This window comes from Pseudomonas sp. GW823-FHT02C02, assembly GCF_058797635.1.
The window spans coordinates 48,761-64,699 of the sequence record NZ_JBXAJV010000023.1 but is presented as its reverse complement, the minus strand read 5'-3'; the positions used below and the strand labels follow the sequence as shown (position 1 = coordinate 64,699).

Sequence of the window (15,939 nt, the reverse complement as noted above, 5' to 3'; positions counted from 1 at the left end):
AATGCCCAACATTCAACGCCGCAGATAAGACCCGAAATCAATATCCCCGGCACTCAGAATCGCTTGCACCCGGTTGTGCACGTTGAGTTTGCGCAAGATCGCCGAGACATGCGCCTTGACTGTGGTTTCGGCGATTTCCAGGGTGTAGGCGATCTGCTTGTTCGATTCGCCCTTGGTCATGCGTTCCAGCACCAGCAACTGCTTGCGGGTCAGCGCCTGGAGCAGTTCGGGCGGGAAGCTCGGGTTGTCATTCATGCGCCGATGGGTGCCTGACTTTTGTGTGCGAATGATGTCCGGCGGCAAGTACACATTGCCATTGAGAATCTGCTGGATGGCCTCGGTCATCTGCACCCGGGGCGAGGATTTGGTGATGAAACCCACTGCGCCATAGGTGATGGCTTGCAGCACGATCTGCTTGTCCTGCTCGGCTGAAACGATCACCACCGGAATGGTCGGCGCCTCGTTGCGCAGGTTGATCAGGCCATTGAGGCCGTGCATGCCCGGCATGTTCAGGTCGAGCAGGATCAGGTCCAGGTCGTCGTGCTCCTGAGTCAGCAGCAGGGCACTGTCGAGGTCGGCGGTTTCCATCACCTCGCTGCCCGGAAAACCATCGCTGATGACGTTATGAATGGCTTCGCGAAACAGCGGGTGATCGTCGGCAATCAGAATTTTGTACATAGCCTTTCACCTCATTATTTTCATTATGGTGTGGCAACAACACGCACGCGTAAAGGTCAGGGGAAGGGCTCGGGCCGGGCCGGTTCAACGGGCAGGTTGGCGGCTTGCCAGGCGTCCAGGCCGTCGCGGTACCAATACAGTGTCTTATAGCCCATGGCCGCGGCGCGTTTTACCGCATTCCAGCTCAGCCAGCAGTCGGAGCGGCAGTAGAAGACCAGCGGTTGCGCCAAGTCTCCTGCGGTCAATGCGTTCAGGTTACGCGCAAAATAGCCCTGCCAGTCAGCTGTCAGGTCGCCGTCGCCGGTATTGGCCAGCCAATGGCTGCCGGGCAGGTTCTCGTGGGGCTGGTCTTCAATGAATTGTCCTTGCAGCCATTGGCGGCGATAGACGTCGATCAGCACCGGGCGCGGTGTCTGGGTGAGCAGGGTTTGCAAGGCGGCGGTGTCGACGATGGCCGCGCCTTGAAGCTGATTCGGGGTCGGGCTGCGATAGAGGCTGATGCGATAGCCGTCGGCGGAGAACAGCGGTGTATCGGCGTGCGCGGCGCCCAGCAGCAGGCTCAGCGACAGCGCAGCAAGGGAAGGGCGCAACAGACGACGTTGGGCACGCGGCATGGGGGTTCAATCCTTATAGTTATGAACCCATTACATGCCAGTCTCGGGGCATTGGGAATGCGACGATAGACAGGAAAACCAGTACTAAAGTAGTAATTTCCCTCGCCAGTGCACCACAAATCCCCTGTGGGAGTGAGCCTGCTCGCGATGGCGGTTTAACATTCAACATCTCTATTGACTGACACTCCGCTATCGCGAGCAGGCTCGCTCCCACAGTGGGTCTTCATTTGTTCGCAATATCTGTAGGACGCAGATCCCGTGTGGGAGCGAGTCTGCTCCCACAGGGGGATTGATGGTGTCAGCTGGTTTTGCGCAGCGCGGCGTGTTGCGGGTTGAAAGTGAGGACAGCGAGCAGGGCAAACAGCAGCGTCAGTCCCGTGCACACCGCCAGCGCCAGCGGATTGAAACGCTCATACAGGGCAAACCGCACCAGTTCCACAGCGTGGGTAAACGGGTTCAGCGCGCACAGCCAGTACAGCCACTCGCTGGATTCGCGCATCTTCCACAGCGGATACAACGCCGACGACAGGAAAAACAGCGGGAAGATCACGAAATTCATCACCCCGGCGAAGTTCTCCAGTTGCCGGATCGCATTGGACAGCAGCAGGCCCAGCGCACTGAGCATCAACGCCACCAGCAACAACGCCGGCAAGGCGATCAACAGCCCCATGGCCGGTGGCTGCACGCCGTACACCCAGGCAATCGCCAGAAACGCATACACCTGCAACAGCGAAATCAGCGAAGTGGCCAACAGTTTGCTGCACAGCAGGAAGGTCCGGGGCAGGGGGCTGGTCAGCAGCACGCGCATGCTGCCCATCTCCCGGTCGTAAACCATCGACAGCGAACCTTGCATGCCGTTGAACAGGAGGATCATGCAGGCCAGCCCCGGGATAATGTAGACCTCGTACGGGATGTAGGTGTCGTAGGGCTCAATGATCGCGATCCCGAGGGCCGCGCGAAAACCGGCGGCGAACACCAGCAGCCACAGCAATGGCCGCACCAGCGCGCTGAGAAACCGCGTACGCTGCAACACAAAGCGCAGCCATTCACGCAGCACGATGCCGCTGAAGCATTGCCAATACGCATTCATAGGGCGGCTCCTGATGTCGTGAGGCGAGTGAAGGCCGAACCGAGGTCGCCGCCATGCGCCTGGCTCAAGGCATCAGCCCGCCCGCTGGCCACCAGACGGCCCTGATGAAGAATCAGCAAGTCATCGCTCGGCTGCACTTCATCCAGCAAGTGGGTGGTCCAGAGCACGCTGATGTGCTGCTCGCGACACAGGTCGCGAATGTGTTGATTGAGCGCCAGCCGGCTGGCCGGATCGAGGCCGACACTGGCCTCGTCGAGCAGCAACAGCCGTGGCTCATGCAGCAAGGCGCGGGCGATTTCCACCCGGCGCCGGTGACCGCCATTGAGTTCACGCACCCGCTCGCGACGGCGTTCGGTCAGCGCCTGCCGCGCCAGTTCGGCGTCGACCCGCAGGCCGGTCTGGCGCCGGGACATGCCATGCAGCGCGGCGTGATAACGCAGGTTCTGCTCGACACTGAGGTCCAGGTCCAGCGTGCTTTGCTGGAACACCACGCCCAATTGCTTGAGCGCCGGACGCGCCGCGTTGCGCAAGGAGCAGCCGGCGACCCGGATGTCCCCGCGCTGCAAATCATAGAGCCGGGTGAGCAGGGCAATCAGCGTCGATTTGCCCGCGCCGTTCGGCCCCAGCAACGCCGCGAAACGCCCGGGCGCCAGGCTGAAATTCACCTGCCGCAACGCCTCCCGCGCGCCATAGGCGAAGCTCAGTTCACTGACTTCCAGTGCGTTCATGGCGTCACCACCACGCCCCACGGATAGCGCCCGACTTTCACCGATTTGGTCACTTTGAGGCTGTCGACATCAATCACCGACACATCGCCGCTGACGCCGTTGGTGGCCAGCAACTGTTTTTGATCGGGGGTGAACGACATCTGCCAGACCCGACGACCGACCAACAGATAATCAAGAATCTCGAAGGTCTTGGCGTCAATCACCGCCACATGATTGGCCGGGCCGAGGGCGACGAAACCGTACTTGCCGTCGGCGCTGAGCTTGATGCCCACCGGCTGGACCTTGTCCGGGTGCACGCCCTTGATCTGGAAAGTCAGGGTCTTAAGGACCTTGCGGGTGGCGACGTCGAGAATGGTCACCGTGCCGCCGATTTCCGCCGAGGCCCAGAGTTGCGAGCCTTCAGGTGAGAACTCGACGAAACGCGGCCGCTGATCGACCAGGGTGCTGTCGGCCAGGGTCTGGGTGCTGGTGTCGATCCAGTGCAGCATGTTGGTGGTTTCGCTGGTGTTCACCGCCCACTTGCCGTCGGGGCTGACGGCCATGCCTTCGGGTTCGACGCCAACGCTGATCTGGCTTAGCACCTTTGAGGTTTCGGTATCGATTACCGTCACCAGTGCATCGTCTTCGTTCGAAACGTAGAGCCAGCGATTGTTGGGATGCAGGGCGAACTGCTCGGGGTCTTTGCCCGACGGCAACTCCTTGATGATCTTGCGGGTGGCGACGTCCATCACCTGGACCCGGTCCGAGTCGCTGGCGCAGATGTACAGCAGCTTGTTGTCGTGGGACAGCAGCAAACCGCGCGGCCGTTGGCCGACGGGCAGGGTGTCGGTGACTTGCAACGTCTGCAGGTCGATCAGGCTCAGGGTGTTGTCCTTTTCGTTGGAGACCCAGGCGGTGCTGGCAGCGGCGTGCCCGGCGGCGAGCAGCAGGGCGCAAGAGAGCAGAGTGCGACGCATGGCGGATTCCTTTTTGTTGTAGTTCTTGTGGGAAGCTGGCTCAGGGAAAGCGGCAGCTGACCTCGGGCTTGTCGTAGCCAAGGCTGTCCATTTCGTTGAAAGGGTGCAGGAAGCCGTCTTGCGGCGACGTGCTGACCAGCGCTCGGGGCTGGACGATGGGAATCGGTTGGCGCAACTGACCGTTCCACGGGCGATAACTGAGCTTGCGCCCCTTGAAACCGTCCAGCGGCAATTGATCGCTGATTTCCAGGGTGCGGATCGCCACGGGATCGACCTGTCGCAGTTTGCTCACCGCACTGGCGATGCTGCGCACGGCGATCCAGGCGGCGAAGTCGCGGTCATTCATCCAGCGCCCGGCCAGGGCTTCGAAGCGTTTCTGCAATTGGGCGGCACCGTAGGTTTCCACGGTTTTGTGCCAGCCCACGGGGGTCAGGCCCTGCGTGCCGGCGACCGGCCGTGGGTACCAGGTCTGGTAGGGCACGTATTCACCGAAATCGCCACGTTCGTCCGCCACCAGCACCACATCGTATTCGGCGGTCTGGGTGAACAGCGGCATGTCGGCCTGGGCGCTGCGACGCTGATCGTTGTCGAAGCTCCAGGCTTTTTCCGCCACCAGTGTCAGGCCGAAGCGTTTGGCGGCGCGGCGCAGGGCGGCGGCGTAGGCCTGATCGTCCGGGGTCGGGCCGACGATCAGCAGCGCCCGTTGCCATTTGCGAAGCACCAGAAATTGCGCCAGGGCATCGGCGAGCATCGCCCGGCTCGGCAGGCTGTGCAGCACGTTTGGCAGGCAGTCGGTGGTGCGCAGGCTGTCATCCGGGCTGCCGGCGTTGAACAGCAAGCTGTCGGGCAGCACGGCGCTGAGCCGGCGCAGACTCTCCACCGGCGCATTCACCACAAACAGGCGCAGACCCTGTGCATGTTGGGCCTTGGCCGCTTCAATCAGGGCATCCGGGCTGTCGGCATTGGCCGTGACGAGGCTGTAACTCTGGTTGAGAAAACGCCCGGTGCTGTTGCTGTCGGTGATCGCCAGTTCGGCACCGCGAAGCCCGGCATCGACCGGTTCGGGAATCACGTTGGACAGCAGCGGACCGGGGTCAGGCCGGTAGCCCAGGTAGCCGATCCGCACCTGCAACGGCGCATCCGCCGCCTGGCTCTGCGTCGCCAGCCCGGCGGCGCAGGCAATCGCCAGCAGGTAGATCAGGGCGTAAGGGGCAAGCTGGCGCATAAAGGCACTCCATTACAGGTAGCGCCAGCATAGGAAGCCTGCGAGGCAGATTGAAATATGCAGAAAGTACCAGTCAGGCAGTACCAAGGTAGTAGCTCGCCCGGAGCGGCGCGGTTTTAGCATGGGTCATCACGGCCATCACACTGGAGGAGATTGACCATGCGTATTCTCAAAGCGCTGCTCCTGCCGTTGTTGTTGATCCTGACCCTGATCGGCGTCGACAAGCTCCACAGCCCCCGCCCGGTGCCATTGCTGGTCTTGCCCGCGACACCGGGGCGCTAACCGTGTCGGCCCTGTGGCGGATCAACCTTTGGGTCTGCGGGTTTTTCGTCCTGGTCACCCTGGCGTGCATGGGGTTGCTGGTGCATCAGGCGCTGGCGGACGTGGAGCGTGAGCTGCAATCCGCCGAGGCGGTGGTCGAGTACCTGAGCGAAACCGCCGAGCGTGATCCCGCCAGCCTCCAGCCCCGATTGACGGGCAGCCTGCGGCATGTGCGGGTGCGCTGGCTGGAGCCCGGCGAAGCGGCACGGCTGCCGGTTCAGGCCGGACTCGATGCGTGGCTCGGGCGGCTGTTGTTCGCCGAAGCCCGGCACAGTGCGCGAGTTCTGGATTTGCACGATGGCCGGCGCGTGCAGATCGCGGTCGATCCACGGGATGAGATCGACGAAGTCTGGGATTCGCTGCAGCAATTGCTCGGCCTGTGTGGCCTCGCCTTGATCTTGAGCCTGCTCACCATCCGCTGGGCCGTGCGCCGTGGCATGGGCTTGCTCGATGAATTGTTGCGCGCGTTGCAGCAGGTCTCGGGCGGCCAGCTCAAGGTGCGATTGCGCGCGGAAGGTATGCCGGAGGCACGGCAGCTGGCAGCGCATTTCAATCGCATGACCACGGCGCTGGAGCAGTCGCGCGCCGATAACGCCCATCTGACACAGACGTTATTGGCGGTGCAGGAACAGGAGCGCACTCATCTGGCGCAGACCCTGCACGATGATCTCGGCCAGTACCTGGCAGGGATTCGCGCCCAGGCCTGTCTGTTGCGGCTGGTGACGGATCAACCCGTGGTGATGGAACGCACGGTGCGTGAGCTGGAACACAACTGCGAACACCTGCAACAGGGATTTCGGGCGCTGGTGCATGACCTCTATCCGGTGGTACTGCAACACCTGCCGTTGGCAGAAGCCTTTGGCCTGCTGGTGGAGCAATGGCAGGGGCGGCACGGCATTGACTGCCAGCTGCGGATCGGCGCGCAGTTGCCGCCCTTGTCCGCGCCGGACAAAACCCAGCTCTATCGCCTGTTGCAGGAAGCGCTGACCAACGTCGCCCGGCATGCGCAGGCCACCCGGGTGCGGGTTCGCCTGCAACATCGAGGCGCGTATCTGCACCTGTTGATTCGCGATAACGGGCGCGGCGCCACACAACCGCAGCGGCCCGGCGTCGGTTTGTATTCGATGTACGAACGCGCCCGCAGCGTCGGCGGCGAATTGCGGGTCATCAGCCACCCCGGCGCCGGATGGGCGCTGGCCTTGAGCATGCCTTTGGAGGTGTCATGAATATTCTGCTGGTCGATGACCATGCGGTGGTCCGTCAGGGCTACGCGAGTTTGTTGCGGGCGTTGTTGCCGGCAATGGAAGTGCGTGAAGCCGCCACCGGCGAAGACGCGCTGATCCGGGTTCAGGAAGCTGTGCCGAACCTGGTGATCATGGATTTCGGTTTGCCGGGGATCAGCGGGCTGGAAACCACCCGGCGTTTGCGTCAACGACTGCCGCAACTGCGGGTGCTGTTTTTCAGCATGCACGATGAACTGCCCTTGGTGCGCCAGGCGCTGGAGGCGGGTGCCTCGGGTTACTTGACCAAGAGCTCGGCGCCGCAAGTGCTGATCGAGGCGGTGCAGCGGATCCTCGCCGGCCATGCCTACATCGAACAGCCCCTGGCCACCCAACTGGCGTGCCACCCGCAACAGGACGCCAGCGACCCGCGATTGCAGAGCATGACCCAGCGCGAGCTGGAGATTTTCGTGATGCTCGCCAAAGGCACGCCAGCGCGGTTGATTGCCGAACAGTTGAGCATCAGCAGCAAAACCGTCTCCAACCACCTGACCTTGCTCAAGAGCAAATTGCAGGTCACGTCCCATGCCGAACTGGTGCATTTGGGGATTGATATGGGGGTGGTGCGCAAGGCGGGCTGACTCGACAGTGCCGGCAACCCATATCCACTGTGGGAGCGAGCCTGCTCGCGAATACGTCGGCACATTCAACCTCTCAGTTGACTGTTACACCGCTATCGCGAGCAGGCTCACTCCCACAATGGTTTTGTGTGCATACAGTTCATTTGTTCCAGGTCGTCGGGCAACCGCTGCAGCCCTCCATGTTCGCATCCTGAAAATTCGCATAATGCTGCCGCGACCCGCTGAGGTTGGCCTGTTCCAGATTGCTTTCACTTAATTTGGCTTCTTGCAGGTTGGCGTCACTGAGGTTGGCACCTTTGAGGTCAGCCTTGCTCAACCAGGTCATTTCCAGGTCCGCGGCACGCAGATTGGTGTTGTGCATTCTCGCGCCGGAGAGGCGGGCGAATTGCAGGTAGGCGCCGCTGAGGTTGGCGTCCTGGAATTGCGCGCCTTGGGCAAACATCCCCCAGCCCTGAATCGCCATCAACGTTGAACCGGTGAAATCCGCCAGCCGCAGGTTGCTTTGTTGCAGGCTGGCGCGGGTCAGGTTGGCGCCTTGCAGTTGCGCTTTTTCCAGGTTGGCGAGGTCGAGTCGGGCGTGCCGCAGGTCGGCATCGCGCAGGTCGGCGCCGCTGAGGTTCATGTTGCGCAGGTCCTGATTGCTCAGGTTTGCGCCTTTGAGATTGGCGCCGGGGCATTGGCTGTGATCGGCGATGGTGCAGCCGTTGATGATGAGTGGGGAGTCGTCGCCGTTGTCGGCGAAAACCGGAAGGGCGGCAAGCCATAGCAGTAGAGGCAGGTACTTCATGACAGGTCCTCGAAAGGTGGAGGGCAGCTGGATACACAAAAAACAACGGTTATGTGGGTTCCTGTGGCGAGGGAGCTTGCTCCCGCCCGGCTGCGCAGCAGTCGTAAATCCAGGCAACTCGGTGTTGTTGAAAAATGGGGGGGCCGCTTCGCAGCCCAGCGGGAGCAAGCGCCCTCGCCACAGAAAAGCTTGTTGAGCACCAGAAAACCCCCTGTGAGCACAGGGGGCAAGTGGATTACTTCTGCGCAGTCTTGTTGTCCCAACTCGGAATCTTGAACACCCAGAACGACCCGCCCTGAGCCACCGGCTTGGTCAGCTCGGCCATGTCACCGCCCCACAACGGCACCGCACCGCCGTAACCGACGGTCACGCCGACGTATTGCTCGCCGTCCTGTTCCCAGGTAATCGGCGGCGAGACGATGCCGCTGCCGGTCTGGAACTTCCACAGCTCAGCGCCGGTTTTCGCGTCGAACGCCTTGAGGAAACCGTCGCCGGTGCCGGTAAACACCAGGTTGCCTTTGGTGGCCAATACGCCGGCCCACAGCGGCAGCGCTTCCTTGTGTTCCCAAATCACTTTGCCAGTGGTGGGGTTCATGGCGCGCAGCGAGCCGACGTGATCGTCGTACATGCGCTTGATGCGGAAACCCATGCCCAGATAGGCCGAGCCCTTCTTGTAGTTGACCTCTTCAGTCCAGTATTCCTCTTTCCAATGGTTGCCCGGAATGTAGAACAGCCCAGTGTCCTGGCTGTACGCCATCGGGTTCCAGTTCTTGCCGCCGAGGAACGGTGGCGACACTTCCACTGACTTGCCCTTGGTCTCGCCCGGCAAAGGTTTGGCCGGACGCTGGCCTGGATTTTCCACCGGTTTGCCGGTCTTGAGGTCGATGTGGCTGGCCCAGGTGATGTTGTCGACGAAGGGAAATGCGTTCTGCAATTTGCCGTTGTTGCGATCGACCACGTAGAAGAAACCGTTGCGGTCCGCGTGGCCGGTGGCCTTGATCGTTTTGCCGTCCTTGTCCTTGTAATCGAACAGCACCAGTTCGTTGTTGCCGGAGAAATCCCAGGCATCGTTTGGCGTGTGCTGGTAGAACCATTTCACCTCGCCGGTGCTCGGGTCGACGCCGACCTGGCCAGAAGTGTAGAGGCTGTCATAGTCGTGGGGGTTGCCATCCTTGGCGGTGCGCGCCCAGGTATTCCACGGGCCGGGGTTGCCGGCGCCGACGATGATGGTGTTGGTGTCCGGATCGAAACTGGCGCTCTGCCAAGGGGCACCGCCGCCGTGGCTCCAGGCTTCGACCTTGCCGGTTTCGGTGGTCGGGTCATCCGGCCAGGACGGTGCCTTGACGTCGCCGGTGGTGGTGCTGTCCTTGCCGTTCAGCCGGCCCATGTGGCCTTCGACGAAGGGCCGCATCCAGACTTCTTCACCCGTGTCGGGGTCGCGCGCAAACAACTGGCCGACCACGCCGAACTCATCGCCGGAGCTGCCGTGAATCAGCAGCACCTTGCCGGTGGTCTTGTCTTTGATCAGCACCGGGGCGCCGGTCATGGTGTAGCCGGCGGCGTGATCGCCGAACTTCTTGTTCCACACCACTTTGCCGGTGTTCTTGTCCAGGGCGACCAGGCGCGCATCGAGGGTGCCGAAGTAGATCTTGTCGCCAAAGATCGCCGCCCCGCGATTGACCACATCGCAGCACGGACGAATGTTGTCCGGCAGGCGATGGTTGTAGGTCCACAAGCGTTTGCCGGTCTTGGCATCCAGAGCAAACACCCGCGAATAGGAACCGGTGACGTAGACCACGCCATCGCTGACGATGGCCTGGGATTCCTGGCCGCGCTGCTTCTCATCGCCGAACGAATAGGACCAGGCCGGCGTCAGCTTGAACACGTTCTTGTCGTTGACCTGCGCCAACGGGCTCCAGCGTTGAGCGTTGGTGCCCATGCCGTATTGCAGCACGTCCTTGGTGGTGAGGTGATCGTTGGCAATGTCTTCCCACGTCACGTTGCGGGTGGGCGTGGCCGGAGCGGTTGCGGCGTGACTTGCAGCACTCAGGGACAGGCTGCCCACCAGCAGAAAAGCCTGCACGGCGATAGACAGAGGGGAAAGGGCGGGTAGCGATCTTATTGTCATGGTTGCGGTTCCCAGTGGAGGTTTTGGCCTGCACAGGGTGGTGCGCCCGGCCAGTTGCCGGATACGGAAAAAGTCCCGCTGTGACCGGGAAGACTTCCCGAACGGCACCTGATTTGGGTGTGCGTCACAAGCCCTACTACCAAGGGACTAGAAGGCGACCACCAAAGCAGCATGGGGATTGCGCGAGGCCGGTACCAATATGGGTGCCATAGCCTCTTCAAAGAGGTTTTGCGTGCAATCTTGAGGGCATAACAATGACAACAAAACGCAACGCCTTGCTCGTTGCCGGACTGCTGGCCGGCTTTATCAGTGCAGGCTCCGTCTGGGCCCACGGCAACGTGGTACCGCAGGCGATCGCCACCCCAGGCCTGACCCCGATCAAAGACGCCGGCGTGCAGGTGGATGCCGACGGTTGGGCGGCGGTGAATCCGTATCGCGCCTCCCCGGAACATGAGAAAGCCGTGGAAATCGGCTCCTCGGCCTATAACCAGAACTGCGCCGCCTGTCATGGCCTGGAAGCCAAGTCTGGCGGCATCGCCCCCGATTTGCGCATGCTCGACGTCGGTGAAGCGGGTGATGAATGGTTCGTCGAACGCGTGCGCCACGGAGCAGTGCGCGATGGTCGGGTCTACATGCCGAAAATGGCCGATTACCTGAGTCAGGAAGCTCTGTGGGCTGTGCGCACCTACCTGGACACTGTTCGCGTCGAGGAGTAACCCATGCGCCTGCTCGCTGTGTTGATCAGCGCTGTGTTGCTGTGCTGCCAGATCGTGCAGGCGCAGGTCCGTACCTATGACGAAATGATCGCTGCCGGTGAGTTGAAAGTGGCGGTCTACAAGGACTTCGCCCCCTACAGTTTTGAAGACGCCGGCCAGCCTCGCGGGGTGGATGTCGAGCTCGCCGGAGCCTTGGCCAAAGCGCTGGGCGTGCGCCTGACGCTGATCTGGGCGCCCGCCGGCGAGAAGCTCGATGACGACCTGCGCGACTACATCTGGCGAGCCAGTCAGCTGCATGATCTGCAACTGGCCGACCTGATGATGCGCGTGCCGTATGACCGCGATTACGCGCAGAAACGCAACGAACTGGGTGAGCTGGAAAACGGCCATGTGGTGATGTTCGGGCCGTACCAGAACGAACAATGGCAGGTCGCCTATGATCGCCGCCGTCTCGACAAGGTAGGCAGCGTCGCCGTGTTCGAACACCATCCGATTGGCGTCGAAGTCGACAGCGTGCCGTCGTTCTACCTGACCTCGGTGTTTAACGGCATGCTCGCCGGCAAAACCCACCACTATCCCGGTGTACCGCAAGCCTTCGCCGCGATGAAGGCCGGTGAAGTCGATGCGGTGATGGCCATGCGTGGCGAGATCGACTGGCAAGTTCACCAAGCCAACGACCCACAAGTGGCGCTGGCGCAAAACGCTTACCCGAACATGGGCAAGCAACTCTGGGAGATCGGCATGGCGGTGCATGAAAGCAACCGGCAACTGGCCTATGCCGTGGAAGAGGCGCTGGAGGGCTTGATCCGTGAAGGGGCGGTCAACACCATTTACGGTCATTACGGCCTGCGCTATGACGTGCCCGAGATGTACCAACCGTGAACTGGCGAGCGAGTTGCCTGTTGCTCTGCTGGTTGCCCCTGGCGGCGCACGCTGCCGGTATCGAGCCGGGCAAAGACCCGGTGCCTTCGGTGATGTGGGCCTTCTACCACAAGCAGATGCTCGGCAATGCACCGTTCGTGTTCGATGACCGGGTCAAGCTGCTGGCGCCGCCGTTCGCCGAAGATGCCCGGCAAGTGCCATTGGAAATCGACGCCCGGGCGTTTAAAGGCGAGGTGGTGAAAATCCTCGCTTGGGCGGAACTCAATCCGTTGCCGAAAATAGTCGATTTCCAACCGCTGGATCGCGTATTGCCGTGGCTGTCGATCCGCATCCGTATCGAGCAAGCCACGCCGTTGCGCGCGGCGGTGCTGACCCGTGACGGCCTCTGGCATGTCGGCTCGACACTGATCGATGCGGCGGGCGGTGGTTGCACTGCGCCCAGCGTCGTGCGCACCGAGCCTGGCTGGGAAGAGCATATCGGCGAAGTACTGGGCGGTCGTTATCCGCGCGGTGAGTTCAGCCGGGTGCGCTTGCAAGTGGCGCATCCGATGGACAACGGCATGGTCAGCGGCATTCCTGAATTCTTTATCAACCATGCTGAACTGCGCGACGGGAACGATCAGCTGCTGGCCCGACTGGAGCTGTTTCCCGCCGTCAGCGAGAACCCCAACCTGGCCTTCGACATCGAAGGGGCAGGGCAGACGCGCCTGGTGCTGCGCGACAACAGCGGCAATCAATTCGATGCGGCCATACCCTGACCCCAAGGAGCGCGTGATGCGCTGGATGCTGCTGTTGTTCATGAGCCTGAGCCTGCCGGCCCTGGCGGACCTCGACTATGTGCTCAAGCCCCGGCAAATCGCCGAAGACACCTGGCTGCTCGAAGGCAGCACCGACAATTTCGCCAAGGCCAACGGCGGCAACATCGTCAATACCGCGTTCATCGTCACTGACCGCGGGGTGGTGGTGATCGACACCGGGCCGTCCAGGCGCTACGGCGAAGCGATGCGCAAAGCCATCGCCGCGACCACTGATAAACCGGTGATTGAGGTGTTGCTGACCCATCACCACCCGGACCATGTGCTGGGCAACCAGGCCTTCAGCGACGTGCCAATCGGTGCGTTGGCCGGCACCACCGAGCTGTTGCATCGGCAGGGTGACGCCATGGCCGAAAATATGTATCGACTGGTGGGGGACTGGATGCGCGGCACCGAAGTGCTGCTGCCGACCCGGACGCTGGAGCCTGGCGTATTGAATTTTGGGAATCACGATCTGCGCCTGCTGAGCCTGGGTGGGCACACCGGTGCGGATCTGGCTATTCTCGACCAGAGAACCGGCGTGCTGTTTGCCGGGGACCTGGTGTTTTATCAAAGGGCGCTGACCACGCCCAACAGTCCGGGGCTGTCGGTGTGGCTGGCGGACATCGCCACGCTACAAGGCCTGCCGTGGACGCTGATCGTGCCCGGCCATGGACCGGTGGCCACGGACACAAAACCGTTCGAGCAAATGCGCGACTACCTCACCTGGCTCGATCAGCTCATGCGCGACGGCGCCGCCAATGGCAGTGACATGAGCGAGATGATCCGCAGCCCCATTCCCGAGCGGTTTGCTGGCATCAGCCTGAGTCGCTATGAGCTGATTCGCAGTGTCAGTCATCTGTATCCGCGCTATGAGCGCGCGCAGATGACCCGAGTCGATTCCACCGCAAACAAATGACCCACACACTTTTTTGTGGGAGCGAGCCTGCTCGCGAAAGCAGTGTGCCGATTGACAATAATGTTGCCTGACACGGCGCCTTCGCGAGCAGGCTCGCTCCCACAGGGGCAGGTGTCGACCTACATAACCGGTGTTCATTTGCTCCGACCCGCTACTAAGGAACTAGCAATCTCCACACTGCGGGCAATTGTTGCGAGGGCGGCGGCGCCCAAGAATCTGCACCAGACCGGGAAAATTTCCCGGGTATAACAAAAACCGCAGAGGCAGCCGTCATGACCCAACCCGCACGTCGCCAACCCTTCGTCTTGAGCCTGTTGCTCAGTGCCATGCTGTTGTCCGGCCAGGCATTGGCCGGCGTCACCGACCAGGACATTCTCCAGGACCCCAAGAACCCGGAGCAGATCGTCACCAACGGTCTGGGCGTCCAGGGTCAGCGCTACAGCCCGCTGGACACCCTCAACGTCAGTAACGTGAAGGACTTGCGCCCGGTCTGGGCGTTCTCCTTTGGCGGGGAAAAACAGCGCGGTCAGCAAGCACAGCCGATGATCAAGGACGGCGTGATGTACATGACCGGTTCCTACTCGCGGGTGTTCGCCGTGGATGCACGCACCGGCAAGAAACTCTGGCAATACGATGCGCGCCTGCCCGATGACATCCGTCCTTGCTGTGACGTAATCAACCGTGGCGTCGCGCTGTACGGCGACCTGGTGTTCTTCGGCACCCTCGACGCCAAGCTTGTGGCCCTGAACAAGGACACCGGCAAAGTGGTCTGGAGCAAGAAAGTTGCCGACCACAAAGAAGGTTATTCGATCAGCGCCGCGCCGCTGGTCATCAACGGCAAACTGATCACGGGCGTGGCCGGTGGCGAATTCGGCGTGGTCGGCAAGATCGAAGCCTACGACCCGAAAAACGGCGATCTGCTGTGGACCCGACCTACCGTCGAAGGCCACATGGGTTACACCTACAAGGACGGCAAAGCGGTAGAGAACGGTATCTCCGGCGGTGAAGCCGGCAAGACCTGGCCCGGCGATCTCTGGAAAACCGGCGGCGCGGCGCCTTGGCTCGGCGGTTACTACGACCCGGAAACCAATCTGCTGCTGTTCGGCACCGGCAACCCGGCGCCATGGAACTCGCACCTGCGTCCTGGCGACAACCTCTACTCGTCGTCGCGCCTGGCGCTCAACCCGGACGACGGCACCATCAAATGGCACTTCCAGAGCACGCCGCACGACGGTTGGGACTATGACGGCGTGAACGAGCTGGTGTCGTTCAACTACACCGAAGGCGGCAAAGAAATCAAAGCCGCCGCCACCGCTGACCGTAACGGTTTCTTCTACGTGCTGGACCGCACCAACGGCAAATTCATTCGCGGCTTCCCGTTCGTGGACAAGATCACCTGGGCCACTGGCCTGGATAAAGAGGGCCGGCCGATCTACAACGAAGCCAGCCGCCCTGGCGCACCGGGCACCGAAGCCAAAGGCAGTTCGGTGTTCGTCGCCCCGGCGTTCCTCGGCGCGAAAAACTGGATGCCGATGGCCTACAACAAGGACACCGGACTGTTCTACGTGCCGTCCAACGAGTGGGGCATGGACATCTGGAACGAAGGCATCGCCTACAAGAAAGGCGCGGCGTTCCTCGGTGCAGGCTTCACCATCAAGCCGTTGAATGAAGACTACATCGGTGTGCTGCGTGCCATCGATCCGAAGACCGGCAAGGAAGTCTGGCGCCACAAGAACTTCGCGCCGCTGTGGGGCGGGGTGCTGACCACCAAGGGCAACCTGGTGTTCACCGGTACGCCGGAAGGTTTCCTCCAGGCGTTCAACGCCAAGACCGGCGAGAAAGTCTGGGAATTCCAGACCGGCTCCGGCGTCCTCGGCTCGCCTGTGACCTGGGAAATGGACGGCGAACAATACGTTTCGGTGCTGTCCGGCTGGGGTGGCGCCGTGCCGTTGTGGGGCGGCGAAGTAGCCAAGCGCATCAAGGACTTCAACCAGGGCGGGATGCTCTGGACCTTCAAGCTGCCCAAAGACCTCGTCGCCAAACACTAACCCTGAATCCACCGCATTGATCGTTCTCACGCTCTGCGTGGGAATGCAGCCCGGGACGCTCTGCGTCCCAAGAGCCGAACGCGGAGCGTCCGTTGAGGCATTCCCACGCGGAGCGTGGGAACGATCAAGAACCGAGGCGTTTTCTACGACCAAATAACGAGAGTCCCCCTGCCAACGGCGCATTCGTCTGGC

At 61.8% G+C, this 15,939-nt stretch carries 16 protein-coding genes; 8 read left to right on the top strand and 8 right to left on the bottom strand.

Annotated elements, in window-relative coordinates; all coding sequences use genetic code 11:
- Nucleotides 1-12: 12 nt before the first annotated feature.
- From AC1ROI_RS30295 to AC1ROI_RS30270, 6 genes are all read right to left on the bottom strand, one after another.
- Nucleotides 13-678 (bottom strand): response regulator transcription factor, encoded by a 666-nt coding sequence (locus AC1ROI_RS30295; protein WP_010455152.1) that lies wholly within the window; start codon nt 676-678, stop codon nt 13-15.
- 56 nt (nt 679-734) lie between these two features.
- Entirely contained in the window at nt 735-1,292 is a 558-nt protein-coding gene (locus tag AC1ROI_RS30290) for a PQQ-dependent catabolism-associated CXXCW motif protein (protein WP_102594352.1), read from the bottom strand.
- A gap of 298 nt (nt 1,293-1,590) precedes the next feature.
- Nucleotides 1,591-2,382 (bottom strand): ABC transporter permease, encoded by a 792-nt coding sequence (locus tag AC1ROI_RS30285; protein ID WP_102594350.1) that lies wholly within the window; start codon nt 2,380-2,382, stop codon nt 1,591-1,593.
- On the bottom strand, nt 2,379-3,110 hold the full coding sequence (locus AC1ROI_RS30280) for an ABC transporter ATP-binding protein (protein ID WP_102594349.1): 732 nt from the start codon (nt 3,108-3,110) through the stop codon (nt 2,379-2,381). The genes AC1ROI_RS30285 and AC1ROI_RS30280 overlap by 4 nt, the downstream gene beginning before the upstream one ends.
- Nucleotides 3,107-4,066, bottom strand: coding sequence for a YVTN family beta-propeller repeat protein (locus tag AC1ROI_RS30275; protein WP_077749296.1), 960 nt, complete (start codon nt 4,064-4,066; stop codon nt 3,107-3,109). Before AC1ROI_RS30275 ends, AC1ROI_RS30280 begins: the two co-directional genes overlap by 4 nt.
- 40 nt (nt 4,067-4,106) lie before the next feature.
- Nucleotides 4,107-5,291, bottom strand: a complete 1,185-nt coding sequence (locus AC1ROI_RS30270; protein WP_010455147.1) for an ABC transporter substrate-binding protein — start codon at nt 5,289-5,291, stop codon at nt 4,107-4,109.
- A 159-nt stretch (nt 5,292-5,450) separates the two neighbouring features.
- Between AC1ROI_RS30270 and AC1ROI_RS30265 the strand changes: the two genes are divergently transcribed.
- From AC1ROI_RS30265 to AC1ROI_RS30255, 3 genes are read left to right on the top strand one after another with little or no spacing between them, the layout of a single operon-like run.
- Entirely contained in the window at nt 5,451-5,573 is a 123-nt protein-coding gene (locus AC1ROI_RS30265; RefSeq protein WP_256580149.1) for a hypothetical protein, read from the top strand.
- Nucleotides 5,574-5,575: 2 nt separating this feature from the next.
- Nucleotides 5,576-6,838, top strand: coding sequence for a sensor histidine kinase (locus AC1ROI_RS30260; protein ID WP_083376514.1), 1,263 nt, complete (start codon nt 5,576-5,578; stop codon nt 6,836-6,838).
- Complete coding sequence (locus tag AC1ROI_RS30255; protein ID WP_010455143.1) at nt 6,835-7,473, top strand: response regulator; 639 nt, start codon at nt 6,835-6,837, stop codon at nt 7,471-7,473. The genes AC1ROI_RS30260 and AC1ROI_RS30255 overlap by 4 nt, the downstream gene beginning before the upstream one ends.
- A gap of 139 nt (nt 7,474-7,612) precedes the next feature.
- Here AC1ROI_RS30255 and AC1ROI_RS30250 read toward each other — a convergent pair whose 3' ends face one another.
- Together AC1ROI_RS30250 and exaA are read right to left on the bottom strand one after the other, a co-directional pair.
- Nucleotides 7,613-8,260 carry a pentapeptide repeat-containing protein gene (locus AC1ROI_RS30250; RefSeq protein WP_010455142.1) on the bottom strand — a complete coding sequence of 216 codons (648 nt, stop codon included), beginning with the start codon at nt 8,258-8,260 and terminating at the stop codon, nt 7,613-7,615.
- A gap of 235 nt (nt 8,261-8,495) precedes the next feature.
- Nucleotides 8,496-10,388 (bottom strand): quinoprotein ethanol dehydrogenase, encoded by a 1,893-nt coding sequence (gene exaA / locus AC1ROI_RS30245; protein WP_042932777.1) that lies wholly within the window; start codon nt 10,386-10,388, stop codon nt 8,496-8,498.
- Nucleotides 10,389-10,642: 254 nt separating this feature from the next.
- Between exaA and pedF the strand changes: the two genes are divergently transcribed.
- The 5 genes from pedF to AC1ROI_RS30220 all read left to right on the top strand — a co-directional run bounded on the left by pedF (nt 10,643) and on the right by AC1ROI_RS30220 (nt 15,747).
- Nucleotides 10,643-11,104, top strand: coding sequence for a cytochrome c-550 PedF (gene pedF / locus AC1ROI_RS30240; RefSeq protein WP_010455137.1), 462 nt, complete (start codon nt 10,643-10,645; stop codon nt 11,102-11,104).
- A 3-nt stretch (nt 11,105-11,107) separates the two neighbouring features.
- Nucleotides 11,108-11,986, top strand: coding sequence for a substrate-binding periplasmic protein (locus AC1ROI_RS30235; protein WP_083376517.1), 879 nt, complete (start codon nt 11,108-11,110; stop codon nt 11,984-11,986).
- Nucleotides 11,983-12,744, top strand: a complete 762-nt coding sequence (locus AC1ROI_RS30230; protein ID WP_010455133.1) for a quinoprotein dehydrogenase-associated SoxYZ-like carrier — start codon at nt 11,983-11,985, stop codon at nt 12,742-12,744. Before AC1ROI_RS30235 ends, AC1ROI_RS30230 begins: the two co-directional genes overlap by 4 nt.
- 16 nt (nt 12,745-12,760) lie before the next feature.
- Nucleotides 12,761-13,699 (top strand): quinoprotein relay system zinc metallohydrolase 1, encoded by a 939-nt coding sequence (locus tag AC1ROI_RS30225; RefSeq protein WP_077749289.1) that lies wholly within the window; start codon nt 12,761-12,763, stop codon nt 13,697-13,699.
- A gap of 272 nt (nt 13,700-13,971) precedes the next feature.
- Nucleotides 13,972-15,747, top strand: a complete 1,776-nt coding sequence (locus tag AC1ROI_RS30220) for a PQQ-dependent methanol/ethanol family dehydrogenase (RefSeq protein WP_102594346.1) — start codon at nt 13,972-13,974, stop codon at nt 15,745-15,747.
- Nucleotides 15,748-15,939 lie beyond the last annotated feature (192 nt).